At 59.7% G+C, this 21593-nt stretch carries 15 protein-coding genes and 2 pseudogenes; 9 read left to right on the top strand and 8 right to left on the bottom strand.

Annotated elements, in window-relative coordinates; all coding sequences use genetic code 11:
• Positions 1-21: 21 nt before the first annotated feature.
• Positions 22-840 carry a posphoenolpyruvate synthetase regulatory kinase/phosphorylase PpsR gene (gene ppsR / locus JFV26_RS25480; protein ID WP_201196270.1) on the top strand — a complete coding sequence of 273 codons (819 nt, stop codon included), beginning with the start codon at positions 22-24 and terminating at the stop codon, positions 838-840.
• Between the two features lie 123 nt (positions 841-963).
• Here the strand turns inward: ppsR and JFV26_RS25475 are convergent, their stop codons facing one another.
• Positions 964-2373, bottom strand: coding sequence for an aminotransferase-like domain-containing protein (locus JFV26_RS25475; RefSeq protein WP_201196268.1), 1410 nt, complete (start codon positions 2371-2373; stop codon positions 964-966).
• Between the two features lie 137 nt (positions 2374-2510).
• Between JFV26_RS25475 and JFV26_RS25470 the strand changes: the two genes are divergently transcribed.
• Complete coding sequence (locus JFV26_RS25470) at positions 2511-3398, top strand: DMT family transporter (protein WP_201196292.1); 888 nt, start codon at positions 2511-2513, stop codon at positions 3396-3398.
• 97 nt (positions 3399-3495) lie between these two features.
• On the opposite strand, the gene prpD is transcribed toward JFV26_RS25470, so the two are convergent.
• The 6 genes and pseudogenes from prpD to JFV26_RS25440 all read right to left on the bottom strand — a co-directional run bounded on the left by prpD (position 3496) and on the right by JFV26_RS25440 (position 12100).
• Positions 3496-4980 (bottom strand): 2-methylcitrate dehydratase, encoded by a 1485-nt coding sequence (prpD, locus tag JFV26_RS25465; RefSeq protein WP_201196266.1) that lies wholly within the window; start codon positions 4978-4980, stop codon positions 3496-3498.
• A 178-nt stretch (positions 4981-5158) separates the two neighbouring features.
• Positions 5159-6349, bottom strand: coding sequence for a 2-methylaconitate cis-trans isomerase PrpF (gene prpF, locus JFV26_RS25460; protein WP_201196264.1), 1191 nt, complete (start codon positions 6347-6349; stop codon positions 5159-5161).
• Positions 6350-6404: 55 nt separating this feature from the next.
• Positions 6405-8994: pseudogene (acnD, locus tag JFV26_RS25455) on the bottom strand (Fe/S-dependent 2-methylisocitrate dehydratase AcnD).
• A 212-nt stretch (positions 8995-9206) separates the two neighbouring features.
• Positions 9207-10333: pseudogene (gene prpC / locus JFV26_RS25450) on the bottom strand (bifunctional 2-methylcitrate synthase/citrate synthase).
• 157 nt (positions 10334-10490) lie between these two features.
• On the bottom strand, positions 10491-11381 hold the full coding sequence (gene prpB / locus JFV26_RS25445) for a methylisocitrate lyase (RefSeq protein ID WP_201196263.1): 891 nt from the start codon (positions 11379-11381) through the stop codon (positions 10491-10493).
• Positions 11378-12100, bottom strand: coding sequence for a GntR family transcriptional regulator (locus JFV26_RS25440; RefSeq protein WP_446739947.1), 723 nt, complete (start codon positions 12098-12100; stop codon positions 11378-11380). The genes prpB and JFV26_RS25440 overlap by 4 nt, the downstream gene beginning before the upstream one ends.
• A 303-nt stretch (positions 12101-12403) precedes the next feature.
• Here JFV26_RS25440 and rloA point away from each other — a divergent pair, with 303 nt between their 5' ends.
• The 4 genes from rloA (at position 12404) to pabB (ending at position 17018) form a co-directional block, all read left to right on the top strand.
• Positions 12404-12940, top strand: coding sequence for a retropepsin-like aspartic peptidase RloA (rloA, locus tag JFV26_RS25435; protein WP_201196261.1), 537 nt, complete (start codon positions 12404-12406; stop codon positions 12938-12940).
• A gap of 5 nt (positions 12941-12945) precedes the next feature.
• Positions 12946-14478, top strand: a complete 1533-nt coding sequence (rloB, locus tag JFV26_RS25430; RefSeq protein ID WP_201196259.1) for an osmotic stress tolerance membrane protein RloB — start codon at positions 12946-12948, stop codon at positions 14476-14478.
• Positions 14478-15464, top strand: coding sequence for an alpha-L-glutamate ligase-like protein (locus tag JFV26_RS25425; RefSeq protein ID WP_201196257.1), 987 nt, complete (start codon positions 14478-14480; stop codon positions 15462-15464). The genes rloB and JFV26_RS25425 overlap by 1 nt, the downstream gene beginning before the upstream one ends.
• A 216-nt stretch (positions 15465-15680) precedes the next feature.
• Complete coding sequence (gene pabB / locus JFV26_RS25420; RefSeq protein ID WP_201196255.1) at positions 15681-17018, top strand: aminodeoxychorismate synthase component I; 1338 nt, start codon at positions 15681-15683, stop codon at positions 17016-17018.
• Between the two features lie 121 nt (positions 17019-17139).
• On the opposite strand, the gene thrH is transcribed toward pabB, so the two are convergent.
• The gene (thrH, locus tag JFV26_RS25415; protein ID WP_201196253.1) at positions 17140-17757 is read right to left on the bottom strand and encodes a bifunctional phosphoserine phosphatase/homoserine phosphotransferase ThrH; all 618 of its coding nucleotides are present in this window, start codon (positions 17755-17757) and stop codon (positions 17140-17142) included.
• Between the two features lie 173 nt (positions 17758-17930).
• Between thrH and JFV26_RS25410 the strand changes: the two genes are divergently transcribed.
• The 3 genes from JFV26_RS25410 (at position 17931) to JFV26_RS25400 (ending at position 21525) form a co-directional block, all read left to right on the top strand.
• A complete protein-coding gene (locus tag JFV26_RS25410) occupies positions 17931-18671 on the top strand; it encodes a phosphoadenylyl-sulfate reductase (protein ID WP_201196251.1) in 741 nt (246 codons plus the stop codon).
• 527 nt (positions 18672-19198) lie between these two features.
• Positions 19199-20740: an NCS1 family nucleobase:cation symporter-1 gene (locus JFV26_RS25405; protein ID WP_201196249.1), complete on the top strand. Its 1542-nt coding sequence runs from the start codon at positions 19199-19201 to the stop codon at positions 20738-20740.
• Positions 20741-20796: 56 nt separating this feature from the next.
• Positions 20797-21525, top strand: coding sequence for an aspartate/glutamate racemase family protein (locus JFV26_RS25400; RefSeq protein ID WP_201196247.1), 729 nt, complete (start codon positions 20797-20799; stop codon positions 21523-21525).
• The last annotated feature ends 68 nt before the right edge of the window (positions 21526-21593 follow it).

Below are 21593 nucleotides of genomic sequence, written 5' to 3'. Positions count from 1 at the left end.
AGCTTAAGGCCCAAGGTGCAAATGAAACGATCTGCTTTCTTCATCTCCGATGGCACGGGTATTACCGCCGAGACCCTCGGTCAAAGCCTGTTGGCGCAGTTCGAAAACATTACCTTCAGCAAATTCACCCGGCCGTACATCGACAACGTCGATAAAGCGCGGGCCATGGTACAACAAATCAACAAGGCCGCCGAAACCGACGGCTTTCGGCCGATCATCTTCGACACCATCGTCAATCAGGACATCCGTGAGATCCTCGCAACGTCCAATGGTTTCATGATCGACATTTTCTCGACCTTCCTGGCGCCGCTTGAACAGGAGTTGACCGAGCATTCTTCCTACACGGTCGGCAAATCCCACTCGATCGGCACCAACTCCAATTACATGGAGCGGATCGAGGCGGTGAACTTCGCCCTCGACAACGACGACGGTGCGCGCACGCATTATTACGACAAGGCCGACTTGATCCTAGTGGGCGTGTCGCGTTGTGGTAAGACACCGACGTGCCTGTACATGGCCATGCAATTCGGGATCCGCGCGGCCAACTACCCGCTGACCGAAGACGACATGGAGCGCCTGACCCTGCCAAGCGCCCTGCGCGCCCACCAGCACAAGCTGTTCGGCCTGACCATCGACCCGGACCGCCTCACCGCAATCCGCAACGAGCGCAAGCCCAACAGCCGTTATTCGAGCTATGCCCAGTGCGAGTTCGAAGTGCGTGAGGTGGAGAATCTGTTCCGCCGCGAGAACATCCCGCACATCAATTCCACGCATTTTTCCGTGGAAGAGATATCGGCGAAGATCCTGGTGGAGAAAGGTGTGGAGCGGCGGTTCAAGTAGGTTTTCGGCGACAGTTAGACCGCTATCGCGAGCAGGCTCGCTCCCACATTGAATTTATTTCGATTGCAAAATGTGCATCCGACACAGATCAAATGTGGGAGCGAGCCGGCTCGCGATGAACGATTACACAGTCTCGGTTAATGCCCCAGCCAGCGCTTCAAACCCTCGCAATAACAACCGATCATCCCCCGCCGAATTACACACGCTCGCCCGAATAAACTGCGGCACCGCCCCATGCCCGACCGCAAAGGCTTCGGCAGTCGCCACCAGATAATTATTTTCCTTAAGCTCCGCCGCAATCTGCGAAGCCCGCCAAGGCTCGGGCACTTCGATCCAGAAGTGCGGACTGTGGGCATGGGTTTTATACGCCACCCCCTCCAGCAGCCCGCCGACCAGCACCTTGCGCCGCGTAATCTCGACAATCTGCTGCCCCAGCAACTGCCCGGCGGTGCCGCTTTCGATCCATTCACTCGCCAATGCCATCGACAACGGACTGGCCATCCAGCATGTCCCGCGCACCGCAGCGCTCAAACGTCCGATCAACGGTTGCGGCGCGTGCAGATAACCCACGCGCAAACCGGCCGAAACGGCTTTGCTCAGGCTGCCGATCAGCACCGATCGCTCCGGGGCAAAATGGCTCAATGGCAATGGCCGCTGCTGCGCCAGCACGGCATGGGCTTCGTCCTCGATGATCAGCACGTTGTGCCGGCGACAGACCTCGGCAATCGCCTCGCGCCGTGGGACCGACATCACTGCCGCCGTAGGATTCTGGATCGTCGGTGTGCAGTACAACGCCGATACCCGATGATTCTGGCAAACATCCGACAGTGCCTCGGGCAACAGTCCTTCGTCATCCATCCCGACGCCGAGCAGTTTTATCCCCAGCATCCGTGCGACGCTGATCAACCCCGGGTAGGTCAAATGCTCGGTCACCAAAGTATCGCCGGCCTTGAGCAGCCCCATCAGCACACACAACAAACCGTGCTGGCCGCCATTGACGCAAACAATCTGATCGGCGCTCGGCGCAAAGGCTTTGTGTCGCAACCATTCGGCACCTGCCGCGCGATGGCGCAATAACCCGGCATCGGCGGTGTAGCCGGCAATCTGTTGCAAGGTCTGCGGATCATTGGCCAGGGCTTGCAGGCCCTGACTCAGCAGAATCGCCTCCTGCCCCGGAATCGGCTGGTTCCGGCTCATGTCTAACAGCGCTTGCGACTCATCGCTGACATTGCGAAAGCCGCTGTCGCGCGAGCGCTCCATCCCGCGCTGACGCACATAAGTACCGTCTCCTACACGGGCCACGACCAACCCGACCCGCTCCAGTTCGCCATAGGCGCGGCTGATGGTGCCGACCGTCACGCCCAGACTGTCGGCCAGCAGTCGATGGGGCGGCAACTTGCTGCCCAGCTCGATCAAGCCTTCACCGATGCTTTTTTCCAGGGCTTCGGCCAAGCGCCTGTACTTGACGCCTCGCCCTTGAACCAGGCCGACCCGCAGGATTGACACCGTGGCAATACTTACTTTGACAGTCATTTCCATCCCGAATAGCGTGCTGAAAACAGGTTCAATCAGAGATAGACCTATTCAGCATTCAGGTCAATTCCAACAACGAAAGGAGCTCGATCATGTCCGTCGCCCTCAGCGCCTCTTCCAGTCTTCGAAAACCGTGGTTGGCCGGGTTGGTCACCAGCGCATTGTTTCTGATCGTTTGCCTGAGTTGGGGCACCACGTGGCTGGGGATCAAGATCGCCGTTGAAAGCGTGCCGCCACTGACCGCCGCCGGCCTGCGCTTTCTGATCGCTTTTCCGCTGTTCTTGAGTTTCGCCCTGCTGCGGCGCGAACCGCTGCTGTTTCCAAGGCAAAGTCGCTGGTTTTTCGTGTTCGTCACGCTGTCGTACTTCAGCCTGCCGTATTACTTGCTCAACTACGGCGAGATGCACGTGTCGTCGGGCCTGACCGCCCTGCTGTTCAGCTGCATGCCGGTGTTCATCCTGATTTTTTCCGCGATGTTTCTGCGGGAGAAAATCTACCCTTCGCAAGTGATCGGCATCGCCTTCGGGTTTGGCAGTCTGTTCATGATTATTCGCAGCCAGGGCTTACACCTGGACCATGCCGAGTTGTTCGGGGTACTGGCGATTCTGGCGGCGGCGGTGATGCATGCGCTGTGTTACGTGATCACCAAGAAGCAGGGCTCTGCCATCAGCGTGATTACCTACAACACGTTGCCCATTGGCCTGGCGGGGTTGATGTTGTTTGTGGCGGGATTGAGCGTTGAAGCGCCGGTGTTCGACGAGATTACCGCGCGATCGTGGGGTGCCCTGCTCTATCTGGGTCTGGTGGCGTCGGTGGGAGGGTTTATCGTTTACTTTTTGCTGCTCAAACGCCTGAGCCCGATCATTTTGTCGTTCGTGTTCATTATCTTTCCGGTGTTCGCGGTGGTGATTGGAGCGTGGTATGAAGGACAAAGCGTTTCGCGGGAATTGATGGTGTATTCGGCGGTGCTGCTGACGGGGTTTGCCATCACCAAATTACCGGTCGAAAAATGGCTCAAGGCGTGAGCACGTCCCCCCCGTAGGAGCTGCCGAAGGCTGCGATCTTTTGATCTTGATTTTCAAGATCAAAGATCGCAGCCTTCGGCAGCTCCGAGGATTGGCGTCAGATCACGAACAAATCGACGAAGCGGTTCACTGGCGTCGCCTCCAGCGCAGTCTGATCCTTGCACAACGCAAAAATCTCGGCGCTGCGCTGCGCAGTAAAACGCGTTGCCAGGTTGGCCATGAACTTGTCTTCCAGCAACGGGATGCCATCGGTGCGGCGACGACGATGGCCGATCGGGTACTCAACCACCACGTTTTCGGTACTGGAGCCGTCCTTGAAAAACACCTGGATCGCATTGGCGATAGAGCGCTTGTCGGCCTCCAAATACTCGCGGCTGAAGCGCGGTTCTTCGACGATGACCATTTTCTCACGCAGCACGTCGATGATCGGATGCGCGGCGTGGAAGTCATCTTCGTACTGCTCGGCCACCAGATTGCCGAACGCCAGCGGCACTGCAGTCATGTACTGAATGCAGTGGTCGCGGTCGGCAGCGTTGGCCAGCGGGCCGACCTTGGAAATGATGCGAATCGCCGATTCGTGGGTGGTAATGATGATTTTGTCGATGTCGTGCAGGCGATTCCTGACTTGCGGGTGCAGGGTGACAGCGGCCTCACAAGCGGTTTGCGCATGGAACTCGGCGGGAAAGCTGATCTTGAACAACACGTTTTCCATCACGTAGCTGCCGTACTTGCGAGAGAAGCTGAACGTACGTTTGTCTTCCGGTTTCAGCGCCAGGTCGTTATTGGTATGGCTGAACAGCACGTCGTAGAAGCCCCATTGTCTGGCCGTCAGTACGCCGGGAATGCCCATCTCGCCGCGCAGCGCAATGTCCGCCAGACGCACGCCTCGGCTGGAGGCATCACCTGCGGCCCAGGACTTGCGCGACCCGGCGTTGGGCGCATGACGATAAGTGCGCAACGCTTGACCGTCAGCGAACGCATGGGACAGCGCCGACAACAGTTGCTCACGATTGGCGCCCATCAGTTTGGCGGTGACGGCGGTCGAGGCGACTTTCACCAGCAGCACGTGATCAAGGCCTACGCGGTTGAAGGCGTTTTCCAGGGCAATCACGCCCTGAATCTCGTGGGCCATGATCATCGCTTCGAGCACCGCGCGGATCGTCAGCGGTGCTTCGCCATTGGCCAGGCGCTTTTGCGAGAGGTGATCGGCTATCGCGAGAATCCCGCCGAGGTTGTCGGACGGATGGCCCCACTCGGCGGCGAGCCAGGTGTCGTTGTAGTCGAGCCAGCGAACGATGCAGCCGATGTCCCACGCGGCTTTCACCGGGTCGAGACGGTAACTGGTGCCGGGCACACGGGCGCCGAACGGGACGACGGTGCCTTCGACAATCGGGCCCAGGTGTTTGGTGCATTCGGGAAAGCGCAGGGCCAGCAGGCCGCAGCCGAGGGTGTCCATGAGGCAGTTGCGGGCGGTGTCCAAAGCTTCCCGGGATTCGATCTTGAAGGTGAGGACGTAGTCAGCGATGTCTTGCAGGACCGTGTCGTAGTCGGGGCGGTTGTTCAGGTCGACGTTGGCGCTCATGTTCGATTCACTCTTGAAGTGGTTCGTTAATGGGACCTCGGCTCAGGGGTAATCATTCTTATTATTGAAATGCGATCCCCGTAGGAGCTGCCGAAGGCTGCGATCTTTTGATCTTGCTTTTATAAGATCAAGATCAAAAGATCGCAGCCTTCGGCAGCGCCTACAGGGGATGTGTTCGTTAGAAAGAATCACCCGGCACCCGAACGTAGCCTTCCATCAACACCCGCGCATTGCGGCTCATGATGGCTTTGTTCACGGTCCACTCACCGTTCACCAGGCTGGCCTCGGCGCCCACGCGCAACGTGCCGGACGGATGCCCGAAACGCACCGCATTACGCTCGATCCCGCCCGCCGCCAGGTTCACCAACGTCCCGGAAATCGCCGCCGCCGTACCAATCGCCACGGCCGCCGTGCCCATCATCGCGTGGTGCAGTTTGCCCATCGACAATGCCCGCACCAGCAGGTCGACATCACCCGCCGCAATCGCCTTGCCGCTGGACGCCACGTAAGCCGCCGGCTTGGCCACGAACGCGACTTTCGGTGTGTGCTGACGCTTGGCCGCTTCGTCCAGGTCCTTGATCAGGCCCATGCGCAACGCGCCATAAGCGCGGATGGTTTCAAACATCGCCAGGGCCTTCGAGTCGCTGTTGATCGCGCCTTGCAGCTCGGTGCCGGTGTAGCCGATGTCTTCGGCGTTGATGAAAATCGTCGGGATGCCGGCGTTGATCATGGTGGCCTTGAAGGTCCCGACGCCGGGCACTTCCAGGTCATCGACCAGGTTGCCAGTAGGGAACATCGAACCACCGCCGCCCTCTTCTTCTGCGGCCGGGTCCATGAATTCGACCTGCACTTCGGCCGCTGGAAAGGTCACGCCGTCGAGTTCGAAATCACCGGTTTCCTGCACCTCACCGTTGGTGATCGGCACGTGAGCGATGATGGTCTTGCCGATGTTGGCCTGCCATACACGAACCACGGCAACGCCGTTGTGCGGAATACGGCTGGCGTCCACCAATCCGTTGCTGATGGCGAACGAACCGACCGCCGCCGACAGGTTGCCGCAGTTGCCGCTCCAGTCCACAAAAGGCTTGTCGATGGAGACCTGACCGAACAGGTAATCGACGTCGTGATCAGCCTTGATGCTTTTCGACAGGATGACGGTTTTGCTGGTACTGGACGTCGCGCCGCCCATGCCGTCGATTTGCTTGTCGTACGGATCGGGGCTGCCGATTACGCGCAGCAACAAGGCATCGCGGGCCGGGCCGGGAATCTGTGCCGCTTCGGGCAGGTCTTGCAGGCTGAAAAACACGCCTTTGCTGGTGCCGCCACGCATGTAGGTGGCGGGGATTTTGATTTGAGGTGCGTGAGACATAGTGCTCCTTCAAAGCAGACACGGGACTCAACATCCCGTGTCCGCACAGCGTGATTTAAACGGCTACCGCCGATTCAAGGAAGTCCTGAGCGAAACGCTGCAACACGCCACCGGCCTCGTAGATCGACACTTCTTCGGCGGTGTCGAGGCGGCAAGTCACCGGCACTTCGACGCGTTCGCCGTTGAGGCGGTTGATCACCAGCGTCAGTTGCGCACGCGGGGTACGGTCGCCGATCACGTCGTAGGTTTCGCTGCCGTCGATGGCCAATGTGTGGCGATCAGTGCCCGGCAAAAACTCCAGCGGCAACACGCCCATGCCCACCAGGTTGGTGCGGTGAATGCGCTCGAAACCTTCGGCAGCAATCGCTTCGACACCGGCCAGGCGCACGCCTTTGGCCGCCCAGTCCGGGACGAACCCTGGCCGTAGTCGGCGCCGGCAATGATGATCAGCGGCTGCTTGCGTTCCATGTAGATTTCAATGGCTTCCCACATGCGCATGACCTGGCCTTCCGGTTCGACGCGAGCGAGAGAACCCTGCTTGACCTTGCCGTTTTCCTGGACCATTTCGTTGAACAGTTTCGGGTTGGCGAAGGTTGCACGCTGCGCGGTCAAGTGGTCGCCACGGTGGGTGGCGTAGGAGTTGAAATCCTCTTCCGGCAAGCCCATTTTCGCCAGGTATTCGCCGGCGGCGCTGTCGAGCATGATCGCGTTCGACGGCGACAGGTGATCGGTGGTGATGTTGTCCGGCAGCACCGCCAATGGGCGCATGCCTTTGAGCGGACGTGCGCCAGCCAGCGCGCCTTCCCAGTACGGCGGACGGCGAATGTAGGTGCTCATCTCGCGCCAGTCGTACAGCGGCGTGACTTTCGGGCCGGTGTCTTCGTGGATGGCGAACATCGGGATGTAGACCTGACGGAACTGCTCCGGCTTGACCGAGGCTTTCACCACCGCGTCGATTTCTTCGTCGCTCGGCCAGATGTCTTTCAGGCGGATGTCCTTGCCGTCGACCACGCCCAGCACGTCTTTTTCGATGTCGAAACGGATGGTCCCGGCGATGGCATAAGCGACCACCAGCGGCGGCGAAGCGAGGAAGGCTTGCTTGGCGTACGGGTGAATCCGCCCGTCGAAGTTACGGTTGCCGGACAGCACAGCCGTGGCGTACAGGTCGCGGTCGATGATCTCTTGCTGGATCACCGGGTCGAGCGCGCCGGACATGCCGTTGCAGGTGGTGCAGGCGAAGGCGACGATGCCGAAACCGAGTTGCTCCAGCTCGCAGGTCAGGCCCGCTTCGTCGAGGTACAGCGCCACGGTTTTCGAGCCCGGCGCCAGGGAAGACTTGACCCACGGCTTGCGGGTCAGCCCGAGCTGGTTGGCATTGCGCGCCAGCAGGCCGGCGGCGATGACGTTGCGCGGGTTGCTGGTGTTGGTGCAACTGGTGATGGCGGCAATGATCACCGCGCCGTCCGGCATCTGGCCCGGCACTTCATCCCACTGGCCGGAGATGCCTTGGGCGGCGAGGTCCGAGGTCGCGACGCGAGCGTGCGGGTTGCTCGGGCCGGCCATGTTGCGCACTACCGAAGACAGGTTGAAGGTCAACCCGCGCTCGTATTGCGCCTGCTTCAGACTGTCGGCCCAGAGGCCGGTGGTCCTGGCATAAAGCTCCACAAGCTGAACCTGCTCGTCTTCACGGCCGGTGAGCTTCAGGTAGTCGATGGTTTGCTGATCGATGTAGAACATCGCCGCGGTGGCGCCGTATTCCGGGGCCATGTTGGAAATGGTTGCGCGGTCGCCGAGGGTCAGCTTTGATGCGCCTTCACCGAAGAATTCCAGCCACGCGCCGACGACTTTCTGTTTGCGCAGGAACTCGGTCAGCGCCAGCACCATATCGGTGGCGGTGATGCCCGGTTGCAACTTGCCGGTCAGTTCAACGCCGACGCTTTCCGGCAGACGCATCCACGAGGCGCGGCCGAGCATCACGCTCTCGGCTTCCAGGCCACCCACGCCGATGGCGATCACGCCCAGCGCATCGACGTGCGGGGTGTGACTGTCGGTGCCGACGCAGGTATCCGGGAAGGCCACGCCGTCGCGCACTTGAATCACCGGAGACATTTTCTCCAGGTTGATCTGGTGCATGATCCCGTTGCCCGGCGGGATCACGTCGACGTTTTTGAAGGCTTTTTTGGTCCAGTTGATGAAGTGAAAACGGTCTTCGTTGCGACGGTCTTCGATGGCGCGGTTCTTCTCGAACGCCTCCGGATCGAAGCCACCGCGCTCGACGGCCAGGGAGTGGTCGACGATCAATTGGGTCGGCACCACCGGGTTCACTTGCGCCGGGTCACCCCTTGCAGGGCGATGGCATCGCGCAGGCCGGCGAGGTCCACCAGTGCGGTCTGGCCAAGAATGTCATGGCAGACCACGCGCGCCGGGAACCACGGAAAATCGAGGTCGCGCTTGCGTTCGATGAACTGCTTCAGGGAATCGGTGAGCGTGGCCGGGTCGCAGCGGCGCACCAGGTTTTCCGCGAGTACGCGGGAGGTATACGGCAGGGTGTCGTAGGCGCCAGGCTGGATGGCTTCGACAGCCGCACGGACGTCGAAGTAATCCAGATGGCTGCCGGGCAGCGGTTTGCGGAATTCTGTGTTCATCGTCAGGACTCGGTCACGGTAATTACAAAGGGTAGGGCCTGGCATTGATGCTGAATTTACTCCGTCCCCGTGTAGGAGCTGCCGCAGGCTGCGATCTTTTGATCTTGAGCCTCTGGCGATTCAAAAATCGCCGAAGATCAAAAGATCGCAGCCTGCGGCAGCTCCTACAGGGGCTCCCGGTTCCTTCAGCTAACAGAGCGGCCCTCCTCCGGTCAGCGTTGTTCGATTGGCACGAACTTGCGCTGGTCGACGCCGACGTATTCGGCGCTCGGGCGGATGATGCGGTTGTTGGCTCGTTGTTCGAACACATGCGCCGCCCAGCCGGTCAGGCGCGAGCAGACGAAAATCGGCGTGAACAACTTGGTCGGGATGCCCATGAAGTGGTACGTCGACGCATGGTAGAAGTCGGCGTTCGGGAACAGCTTTTTCTGTTCCCACATGGTCTTGTCGATGGCTTCGGAAACCGGGAACAAGACCGTGTCACCCACTTCATCAGCCAGTTTTTCGACCAGCCCTTGATCACCTCGTTGCGCGGATCGTTGTCCTTATAGATCGCGTGACCAAAGCCCATGATCTTGTCTTTGCGCTCGAGCATGCCGAGGGTGCCTTTGATCGCCTCTTCCGGCGATTTGAAGCGCTCGATCATTTCCATCGCCGCTTCGTTGGCGCCGCCATGCAGCGGGCCTCGCAGGGAACCGATGGCGGCGGTAACGCACGAATACATGTCCGACAGGGTCGAGGCGCAAACACGGGCGGTGAACGTCGAGGCGTTGAACTCGTGTTCTGCGTAGAGGATCAGCGACACGTTCATCACTTTGACGTGCAGCTCACTCGGCTTCTTGTCATGCAGCAAGTGCAGGAAGTGGCCGCCAATCGACTGTTCGTCGCTCACGCAATTGATGCGTTTGCCGTCGTGGCTGAAGCGATACCAGTAACACATGATCGCCGGGAACGCGGCCAGCAGGCGGTCGGTGACGTCGTGTTGTGCGCTGAAGTCTTTCTCCGGTTCCAGGTTGCCCAGGAACGAGCAACCGGTGCGCATCACGTCCATCGGGTGGGCGTCGGCGGGGATGCGTTCCAGCACTTCTTTCAGCGCTTGCGGCAGATCGCGCAGCTTGCTCAGTTTGCCGACGTAAGCGGCGAGCTGTGCCTTGGTTGGCAGCTCGCCGTACAGCAGCAGGTAGGCGACTTCCTCGAATTGCGCGTCAGCCGCCAGTTCGCGAACGTCGTAGCCACGATAGGTCAGGCCTGCGCCCGATTGGCCCACGGTGGACAGTGCGGTTTGCCCGGCAACCTGGCCACGGAGCCCGGCGCCACTGAGTACTTTTGCTTCGGCCATTGCTGTCTCCAATCTTGAATTTTTTAGGGAATCGGCAAGTTGTGATTCATCAGGTTTTTGGTGATGCCGAAAAGATCGCAGCCTCGTTGCACTCGACAGCTCCTACAGGGGAATGCGGTCCATGTAGGAGCTGCCGAAGGCTGCGATCTTTTGATCTTTATTTCTTCGCGGCAAACAACGCATCGAGCTTCTGCTCGAAGGTGTGGTAGTCGATGCGATCGTAAAGCTCCATGCGCGTTTGCATGGTGTCGATCACGTTCTGTTGCGTACCGTCGCGGCGGATCGCGGTATAGACGTTTTCCGCAGCCTTGTTCATCGCCCGGAACGCCGACAGCGGGTACAGCACCAGCGACACCTCGGCAGCGGCGAGTTGCTCGGTGGTGTACAGCGGCGTCGCGCCGAATTCGGTGATGTTGGCCAGGATCGGCGCTTTCACACGGCTGGCGAACAGCTTGTACATGTCCAGTTCGGTGATGGCTTCCGGGAAAATCATATCGGCGCCAGCCTCGATGCACGCGGCGGCGCGATCCAGGGCAGATTCCAGACCTTCCACCGCCAGCGCATCGGTGCGGGCCATGATCACGAAGCTGTCATCGGTGCGAGCATCAACAGCCGCTTTGATGCGGTCGACCATTTCCTGCAGCGAGACGATCTCTTTATTAGGGCGGTGACCACAGCGCTTGGCGCCGACCTGGTCTTCGATGTGAATCGCCGCCGCGCCAAACTTGATCATCGACTTGACGGTGCGCGCCACGTTGAACGCCGAGGAACCAAAACCGGTGTCCACGTCCACCAGCAGCGGCAAATCGCACACATCGGTGATGCGCCGCACGTCGGTCAGCACGTCATCCAGGCCGGTGATGCCCAGATCCGGCACGCCGAGGGAGCCGGCAGCCACCCCGCCACCCGACAGGTAAATCGCCTTGAAACCGGCGCGCTTGGCCAGTAGCGCGTGGTTGGCATTGATCGCGCCGACCACTTGCAGCGGATGCTCGCTGGCGACCGCATCGCGGAAACGCTGGCCTGGAGTGCTCTTGTTGGAACTCATGACTCACCTCGTTCAGTGGCTGTCTTATTGGCGCCGTCCTGGTAGTGACGGGCGATATTGCGTTTGGAAGCGCCGATGTGACGGCGCATCAACAACTCGGCCAACTCACCGTCACGGTCGGCGATGGCGTCGAGAATCCGGTGGTGCTCGGCAAAAGCCTGGCGTGGGCGATTGGGCGTGGTGGAAAACTGGATGCGGTACATGCGCACCAGCTGATACAGCTCGCCGCAGAGCATCTGGGTCAGCGTGCGGTTGCCGCTGCCTTGAATGATTCGGTAATGAAAGTCGAAATCGCCTTCCTGCTGGTAATAGCCGACACCGGCCTGAAACGCCGCGTCGCGCTCATGGGTCTCGAGCACCCGGCGCAGCTCGTCGATTTCTTCGACGGTCATGCGCTCGGCGGCCAGGCGACAGGCCATGCCTTCCAGGGATTCGCGGATTTCGTAGAGTTCCAGCAGCTCGGCATGACTCAGCGACACCACCCGCGCCCCGACGTGCGGTACGCGAACCAGCAGGCGCTGGCCTTCCAGGCGATGGATCGCTTCGCGTAGCGGCCCGCGGCTGATGCCATAGGTGCGCGCCAGCTCAGGCTCGGAGATTTTGCTGCCCGGGGCGATCTCGCCTTTGACGATGGCCGCCTGGATACGCCGGAAGACGTTCTCGGAGAGTGTCTCCGAATCGTCCTGCACTGCGACGGGGGGATCGAGTTGATCCAGCATATTGTCGACACCTTGAAAGCTAATGCGGCAAAAACTAGCGAATACAGGCCTAACAGTCAAAGGATAAATAGATATTGTCGACAATCGTCTAATAACCGCTTGCACCATAACAACGCAGCACAGCTGTTTATAGCCCCCTGCCAGCGCTGGCGCCATAAAACCACCGTGCTAGAATGCCGCCCGCATTTGCTTGTCATCTGCATCTGCACGGCTTGTCATAAATAGCTGATAGGCATACGAGGGAACTTGCGCAGCGATGCCAGGGCCTTGAATCGAAGTACGGACCGCTGCGCACCAGGATTTATGAGACTCAAGCCCTTCCCCACCTTCCTTTATCTTCTTTGCCTGCCCGGTGTTGCTGCGGCAGGGGAAAAGACTGTGTACGGCCTCAACGAGTACGCCTCGCTGGACGGCATTGACCTGGAAGTCGCGGCCAAACTCGACACCGGGGCGAAAACCGCGTCCTTAAGTGCACGGGACATCAAACGTTTCAAACGCAATGGCGAATCCTGGGTGCGTTTCTACCTGGCCATCGACGCCGCGCATTCGCACCCGATCGAACGACCATTGGCCCGAGTCAGCAAAATCAAGCGCCGCGCCGGCGACTACGACCCGGATGAAGGCAAGAAGTACACGGCCCGCCCGGTGATTGAACTGGATATCTGCATGGGTTCGGCATCGCGCAGCATCGAAGTGAACCTGACCGACCGCAGCGCCTTCCAATACCCGCTCCTGATCGGCTCCGAAGCGCTTAAACGCTTCGATGCGCTGGTCGACCCCAGTCTTAAATACGCTGCTGGCAAACCCGCCTGCGCCATCGACGCTCATACCGCAGAGTAATTCCAATGCGCTCTCTTAACCTCCACCTGAAAATCCTGATCGCCATTCTGGTGGTGCTGGGCATTTCAGTTACGGCCTATCAGATCTTCGTGCTCGGGATTCCCGTGACCGAAGACGCCACTGACGACTTGTGGAACATCGACGCCAAGGTCGAGTTCGTCGCCAGTGCCAAGGACCCGGTCAAGATCCAGATGTTCGTGCCGCCGCTGAGCCGCGACTTTGTGAGCCTGAACGAAAGCTTTATCTCCAATAACTACGGCGTGGCGGTGAACCGGATCGATGGCAACCGCAAGGTCACCTGGTCGGCACGTCGGGCCAAGGGCAACCAGACCCTCTATTACCGCCTGGTACTGACCAAGCGCTACAGTGGCGAAAAATCCAAAATCAAAGGCCCGACCTTCCGCGACAGCATTGCCGTCGAAGGTGCGGAAAAAGTCGCCGCCGAAGCCCTGCTCGCGCCGATCCGCCAACACTCGGCCGACGTCGAAACCTTCATCGGCGAAGCGATCAAACGCGTCAACAACCTCAACGACGACAACGTGAAACTGTTGCTGGGCGGCGATCCGTCCACCGCGCACAAAGCCAAAATCGTCGAACTGCTGCTGTCCATCGCCCACGTACCGGTGGAAAAAGTCCACACCATTCGTTTGGTCGCCGATCAGCCGCAGGTGCCTGAACTCTGGTTGCGCAGCTTCAATGGCACTGACTGGTTGTACTTCAACCCGGAAACCGGCGAACAGGGCCTGCCGACCGACCGCTTGCTGTGGTGGACCGGCGATGAAAACCTGATCACCGTCGATGGCGGCAAGAAAGCCAACGTAACCTTCAGCCTGAACAACAGCGAAATGAACGCCATTCGCCTGGCCAAGCTGACCGACGAAAACACCGACGCCAATTTCCTCGAATACTCGCTGTACGGCCTGCCGCTGCAAACCCAGCAGACGTTCATGATCATGGTGATGATCCCGATTGGCGTGCTGGTGATCCTGATTCTGCGCAACCTGATCGGCCTGCAAACCCTGGGCACCTTTACCCCGGTGCTGATCGCCCTGGCCTTTCGCGAGACACAGCTGGGCTTTGGCATTGTGCTGTTTACCATCATCACGGCGCTGGGGCTGTCGCTGCGTTCCTACCTTGAACACTTGAAGCTGCAAATGCTGCCGAGGCTGTCGGTGGTGCTGACCTTTGTCGTGGTACTGATCGCGGCGATCAGCCTGTTCAGCCATAAACTCGGACTGGAGCGCGGCTTGTCGGTGGCACTGTTCCCGATGGTGATTCTGACCATGACAATCGAACGCCTGTCGATCACCTGGGAAGAGCGCGGTGCCGGGCATGCCCTGAAAGTCGCGATCGGTACGCTGTTCGCCGCGTCCCTGGCGCACCTGATCATGAGCGTGCCGGAACTGGTCTACTTCGTGTTCACCTTCCCGGCGATCCTGTTGATCCTGGTGGGCTTCATGCTGGCCATGGGTCGCTATCGCGGCTACCGCCTGACCGAGCTGGTCCGTTTCAAGGCGTTCCTCAAGGCTGACTCGTAATGTTCGGTTTCTGGAAGACCTGGAAGGCCCTGGAAGCCCGGGGCATCATGGGGATCAATCGGCGTAACGCAGACTACGTGCTCAAGTACAACAAGCGCAGCCTGTACCCGATTGTCGATGACAAGATCATCACCAAGGAACGCGCGATTGCCGCCGGCATTAACGTGCCGGAGTTGTACGGGATCATTTCCACCGAGAAAGAAATCGATAACCTCGGCCAGATCATCGGCGGGCGCAACGACTTCGTGATCAAACCGGCCCAGGGCGCGGGTGGCGACGGCATTATTGTGGTGGCCGACCGTTTCGAGGGTCGTTATCGCACGGTGTCCGGCAAGATCCTCAGCCACGAGGAACTCGAGCACCATATCTCCAGCATCCTCACCGGCCTGTATTCCCTGGGCGGCCACCGTGACCGGGCGCTGATCGAATACCGCGTGACCCCGGACCAGATCTTCAAGAGCATCAGCTACGAAGGTGTGCCGGACATCCGAATCATCGTGCTGATGGGTTACCCGGTGATGGCCATGCTGCGCCTGCCGACTCGCCAGTCTGGCGGCAAGGCCAACCTGCACCAGGGCGCCATCGGCGTCGGTGTCGACCTTGCGACAGGCCTGACCCTGCGCGGCACCTGGCTGAACAACATCATCACCAAACACCCGGACACCACCAACGCAGTGGATGGCGTGCAACTGCCCTACTGGGACGGTTTCATGAAACTCGCTGCCGGCTGCCATGAGCTGTGCGGGCTGGGTTACATCGGCGTGGACATGGTGCTCGACCAGGAGAAAGGCCCGCTGATTCTCGAGCTGAACGCCCGGCCGGGGTTGAACATTCAGATTGCCAACGATTGTGGCCTGACGTTGCGTACCCATGCGGTCGAGGCGCGACTGGAAGAATTGAAGGCACGCGGGATTACCGAGACCGCGCAGGAACGGGTGGCGTTTGTTCAGGAGATGTTTGGGCATATTCCGCCGGTTGAGGGTTGATCCGGGACAGAGTCGCGGCCATCGCGAGCAAGCTTTGCTCCTACAGATTGTCCGCGCGCCCTTGTAGGAGCAAGGCCTGCCCGCGGTGACGGTTTCATGCGCGTGGCACTGCTCAACGCTGCCCCCAATCTGCCAATCCCCGACATCCCCTCTAGGAGCAAATCCTGCAGAGGACTACAATCGCCACCCCGCCTCGATGGCTGATCTGCCCCGCCCATGTTGACCTGTTCCGTTCACTCGCTCCCCTATCGCGCCAACCCCGCCGAGTTCTTCGCGGCGATTCGTCATGCCCCCGGCGCCGTGCTGCTCGACAGTGGCCGGCCAACGGCTGATCGCGGTCGCTTTGACCTGCTCAGCGCCTGGCCGCTGGAGCAGTTGGCGGTATCGCCTGACGAAACCGGTGGCGATTTCCTGCAACGTCTCCGGGACAATCTGACACGGCTGGGTGAAGCGTCAGTCCCGGATGAACTGCCTTTCGCCGGTGGTTTGATCGGCTACCTGAGCTACGATTTCGGCCGTCATCTGGAGAATCTGCCGAGCCAGGCGCAGGACGACCTGCACTTGCCGGATGCGCGTTTCGGCTTGTATGGCTGGGCGCTGATCAGCGATCACCAACTGATTACAAGCCAGTTGGTGTTCCACCCGACGCTGCCAGACGGCGAGCGGCAGCGCTTGATCGCGCTGTTCAGCCAGCCCGCCTCTGAACCGGCCGAACCTTTCAAGCTGAAAGCCCCGATGAGTGCCGACCTCAGCGCCGACCAATATCGCCAGGCTCTTGAGCGAATCCAGCAATACATTCAGGCCGGCGACTGCTATCAGGTCAACTTCGCCCAGCGCTTTCGCGCGCAATGCCAGGGTGACCCATGGACCGCGTATTGCGCGCTGCGGGCGGCCTGCCCGACACCGTTTTCCGGGTTTCAGAGCCTGCCCGACGGTGGCGCCGTACTGAGCCTGTCACCGGAGCGGTTCGTCAAAGTCAGCGAGCGGCAGGTAGAAACCCGCCCGATCAAAGGCACCCGCCCTCGCGGTACAACCCCGGCCGAAGATGCCGCGAATGCCGCCGAGCTGCTGGCCAGCCCCAAGGATCGCGCGGAAAACCTGATGATCGTCGACCTGCTGCGTAACGACCTCGGTCGCACGTGCCGCATCGGCTCGGTGCGGGTGCCGGAATTGTTCAGCCTGGAAAGCTATCCGAATGTGCATCACCTGGTGAGCAGTGTCACCGGCGAACTGGCGGATGACAAGGATGCGCTGGACCTGATCGCCGGCAGTTTCCCTGGCGGCTCGATTACCGGCGCGCCGAAAATCCGCGCGATGCAGATCATTGATGAACTGGAGCCGACCCGGCGTGGGTTGTACTGCGGTTCGTTGCTGTACCTGGACGTGCGCGGCGAGATGGACAGCTCCATCGCCATTCGCAGTTTGCTGGTCAAGGATGGGCAGGTGTGTTGCTGGGGTGGCGGCGGGATTGTCGCGGACTCGCAGTGGCAGGCCGAGTATCAGGAATCGATTACCAAGGTGAAAGTGTTGCTCGATACGCTGCAGAACCTGTAACAACCTCGCCCCTGTAGGAGCTGTCGAGTGAAACGAGGCTGCGATCTTTGATCCTGTTTTTAAATGCAAGATCAAGAGATCGCAGCCTCGTTTCACTCGACAGCTCCTACAAGGATTGGGTTTACAGGCTGAGGGCCCGATTCGAAGCTTTGATGAATTCCTGCTTCAACTGCGCAAAGGTATGCACTGCCGGGAATTGCGGGAACTCGCGAATCACATTGTCCGGCGCATGGAACAAAATCCCGGCATCCGCCTCGCCCAGCATCGTGGTGTCGTTGTAGGAATCACCCGCCGCGATCACCCGGTAGTAGAGGCTCTTGAACGCCAAAACCGACTGGCGCTTGGGATCTTTCTGTCGTAGCTGATAGCTCGTCACCCGTCCGGCATCGTCGGTAATCAGCCGATGGCAAAGCAAGGTCGGGAAGCCCAATTGACGCATCAGCGGCTGGGAAAACTCGTAGAACGTGTCCGACAGAATCACCACCTGGAAGCGCTCGCGCAGCCAGTCGACGAACTCGATGGCACCGTCCAGCGGCTGCAGTGTGGCGATGACCTCCTGGATGTCGGAGAGTTTCAGGCCATGCTCGTCGAGGATCCGCAGGCGCTGCTTCATCAGCACGTCGTAATCGGGAATGTCCCGGGTGGTGGCCCGGAGGGATTCGATCCCGGTTTTTTCGGCGAAGGCGATCCAGATTTCCGGGACCAGCACACCTTCAAGATCCAGACAGGCAATTTCCACAAGGCACTCCCATTTGTATTGATTATTGAGTCGAGCGAGCAAAAAGATTGCCGAACTCTAGCGACTCGGGCCAGCGTGCGCAACGCAGAGGACGCGCCAGCGGCTGTAGGATTTTGGTACCATCTGGTCCATATAGAGCGCCAAGCGCCACTGACCTGTAGGAAGCCGCCCTGATGAGCCCAACGTTCGACGTCGTGGAACTCGCCACGACCTATGCCAACAAATCCGCCCAGGACATCCTGAAGCTCGCGTTCGCCGAGTTTGGCGATGACCTGTGGATATCTTTCAGCGGTGCCGAAGACGTGGTGCTGGTGGACATGGCCTGGAAGCTGAACAAGAACGTCAAGGTCTTCAGCCTCGACACTGGCCGCTTGCATCCCGAGACCTATCGCTTCATCGATCAGGTGCGCGAGCACTACAAGATCGACATCGAACTGGTGTCGCCGGACTACACGAAACTTGAACCGTTCGTGAAGGAAAAGGGCCTGTTCAGCTTCTATAAGGACGGCCATGGCGAATGCTGCGGCATCCGGAAGATCGAGCCGCTGCGGCGCAAATTGTCCGGCGTCACCGCTTGGGCTACCGGCCAGCGCCGGGACCAGAGCCCGGGTACTCGCAGCGCCGTCGCGGTGCTGGAAATCGATACCGCGTTCTCCACGCCCGAGCGCCCGCTGTACAAGTTCAACCCGCTGGCACAAATGACCAGCGAAGAGATTTGGGGTTACATCCGCATGCTGGAGCTGCCGTACAACAGCCTGCATGAGCGCGGGTTCATCAGCATCGGCTGCGAGCCTTGCACGCGCCCGGTGCTGCCGAACCAGCATGAGCGTGAAGGTCGCTGGTGGTGGGAAGAAGCAACGCAGAAAGAATGCGGGTTGCATGCGGGGAATATCATCAGCAAATCGAAAGCTTAAAAGATCGCAGCCTGCGGCAGCTCCTACAGGTGCACATCAAATCCCCGGTAGGAGCTGGCGAAGCCTGCGATCTTTTGATCTTAAAAATGTGTACACACGAATGTCACTATAAGTTCCATTTATGTGTGCACTTTTAGTTTCTTCGCCCCAGAAAGTTACATCCTCCTTTTCTGACTTCCTCAATCGATCTTTCCAACCAATCCCATAAGAAAATAAATAACTGTTCAATCGGTCAATTTATATCGTCTTGTTTTCAGTCACTTATCCTCAATCAATAACAAAACGAAATTATAGAAGAGCTTTATAGATCTTGAGCTGGCATAGATCTGGCTTTAGTGAACTTATGTTTTGTATACAATCACATTCAAAACATACACACACTTTAGATCCGAAAGCCTGAAGCGCCCTATCCCGTACAGGCTGCAGATGCCCCGTAACCAGTGATGCTCGCCACCCGTGACGAAGATTTGTCGAGCCCACGCTCATGCACAGTCATCGCGGCCTTCGAACATCAGGAGCCTGCCGGAATGCGTACTAGCCTGTCCAATAACAACATCGCGCTGGATCTGCCCTCCTCTCAACCTGCCCTCAACCTTCACGATCAGACGCTTGAAACCCCGGTGGTGCTCAGCCCCCGCCTGCACAACAAGGACCTGGCACCGACCAAGGCCGAAGGCCGGCGCTGGGGGCGCTACAGCATCTTTGCCCTGTGGACAAATGACGTTCACAACATTGCCAACTACTCGTTCGCCATCGGTCTTTATGCGCTAGGACTGGGCGGCTGGCAGATCCTGCTGTCACTGGGGATCGGCGCGGCGCTGGTGTATAGCTTCATGAACCTCTCCGGCTACATGGGCCAGAAAACCGGTGTGCCGTTTCCGGTCATCAGCCGGATAAGTTTCGGCATTCACGGGGCGCAAATTCCTGCACTGATTCGCGCCATTATCGCCATCGCCTGGTTCGGGATTCAGACATACCTGGCGTCGGTGGTCTTTCGGGTATTGCTGACGGCGGTGCATCCCGGTTTCGCCGATTACGACCACAACTCGATCCTTGGCCTGTCGAGCCTGGGCTGGGTGTGTTTCGTCGCGATCTGGTTCGTGCAACTGGGGATTCTGGCGTACGGCATGGAGATGGTGCGGCGCTACGAGGCGTTTGCCGGGCCGGTGATTCTGCTGACGGTCGCCTCCCTCGCCGGGTGGATGTACTTCCAGGCCAACGCGACCATCGCCTGGTCGATTCGCGAACCGCTGACCGGTGGCGAGATGTGGCGCAATATCTTTGCCGGCGGTGCGCTGTGGCTGTCGATCTACGGCACGTTGATCCTCAACTTCTGCGACTTCGCCCGTTCTTCGCCATGCCGCAAAACCATCAAGGTCGGAAATTTCTGGGGCCTGCCGGTCAATATTCTGGTGTTCGCCAGCATCACCGTCCTGCTCTGCGGTGCGCAATTTCAGATCAACGGCCGGATCATCGAAAGCCCGACGGAAATCATCGCCTCGATCCCCAACACCTTCTTCCTGGTGCTCGGTTGCCTGGCGTTCCTGATCGTCACCGTCGCGGTGAACATCATGGCCAACTTCGTCGCCCCGGCCTTCGTACTTAGCAACCTGGCGCCGAAATACCTGACTTTCCGCCGCGCCGGGTTGATCAGCGCGACCATCGCCGTGTTGATCCTGCCGTGGAACCTCTACAACAGCCCGTTGGTGATCGTGTATTTCCTGTCCGGCCTCGGCGCCCTGCTCGGCCCGCTGTACGGGGTGATCATGGTCGACTACTGGCTTGTACGCAAAGGTCAGGTCAACGTGCCGCAGTTGTACTGCGAAGACCCCAACGGCGCTTATTACTACAGCCGAGGCGTCAATCTGCGCGCCGTGGCAGCGTTTATCCCAGCAGCGTTGATCGCCATCGTCCTCGCGCTGATGCCGGGCTTCCACTTGGTGTCGCCGTTCTCCTGGCTGATTGGCGCCGCGATTGCCGGGATGCTCTACCTGATCATAGCCAAGCGGCAGCCGTATTACGCCGACGTCAGCGGTGAAGCCATCGCCGTCGATAACGTCAGCCATTAATCCATCGCGGCCCGGCGGTGTCGGGCCGCAGAACCACCCCGCTATAAGGACTTCCCATGCGAATTCTCGTGGTCAACGTCAACACCACCGAGTCCATCACCCGGGCCATCGCCCACCAGGCCCAGTCCGTGGCCGCGCCCGGCACCGAAATCATCGGCCTGACGCCGCATTTCGGTGCCGATTCCATTGAAGGCAATTTCGAAAGCTACCTGGCCGCCATCGCGGTGATGGACCGGGTCATGTCCTACGACCAGCCGTTCGATGCGGTGATCCAGGCGGGCTACGGCGAACACGGTCGCGAAGGCTTGCAGGAATTGCTCAACGTGCCCGTCGTCGACATCACCGATGCGGGCGCCAGCACGGCGATGTTCCTGGGTCATGCCTACTCGGTGGTCACTACGCTGGATCGCACCGTGCCGTTGATCGAAGATCGGCTCAAATTGTCGGGGCTCTGGGACCGTTGCGCGTCGGTGCGGGCCAGTGGGCTGGCGGTACTTGAACTGGAGTCCGATCCGCAGCGCGCCCTGGAGGCAATTGTTCGTCAGGCAGAGCTGGCAGTGCTGGAAGACAAAGCCGAAGTGATTTGCCTGGGCTGTGGCGGAATGGCAGGGCTCGATGAACAGATTCGGCAGCGCACGGGAGTGCCGGTAGTGGATGGCGTGACGGCGGCGGTAACGATTGCCGAGTCACTGGTGCGGTTGGGGTTGTCGACGTCAAAAGTGCGGACGTATGCGACGCCGCGGCCGAAGACGATTATTGGTTGGCCGGGGCGGTTTGGCAGGTAAATCGCGTTATCGTTCATCGCGAGCAGGCTCGCTCCCACAGGTTTTGCGCGAATCTGTAGGAGCGAGGC

Origin of the sequence: Pseudomonas sp. TH31, assembly GCF_016650815.1 — a bacterium.
Taxonomy (GTDB): Bacteria; Pseudomonadota; Gammaproteobacteria; order Pseudomonadales; family Pseudomonadaceae; genus Aquipseudomonas.
The sequence above is the reverse complement of the archived record's forward strand: the minus strand, read 5'-3'. Positions and strand labels throughout refer to the sequence as shown.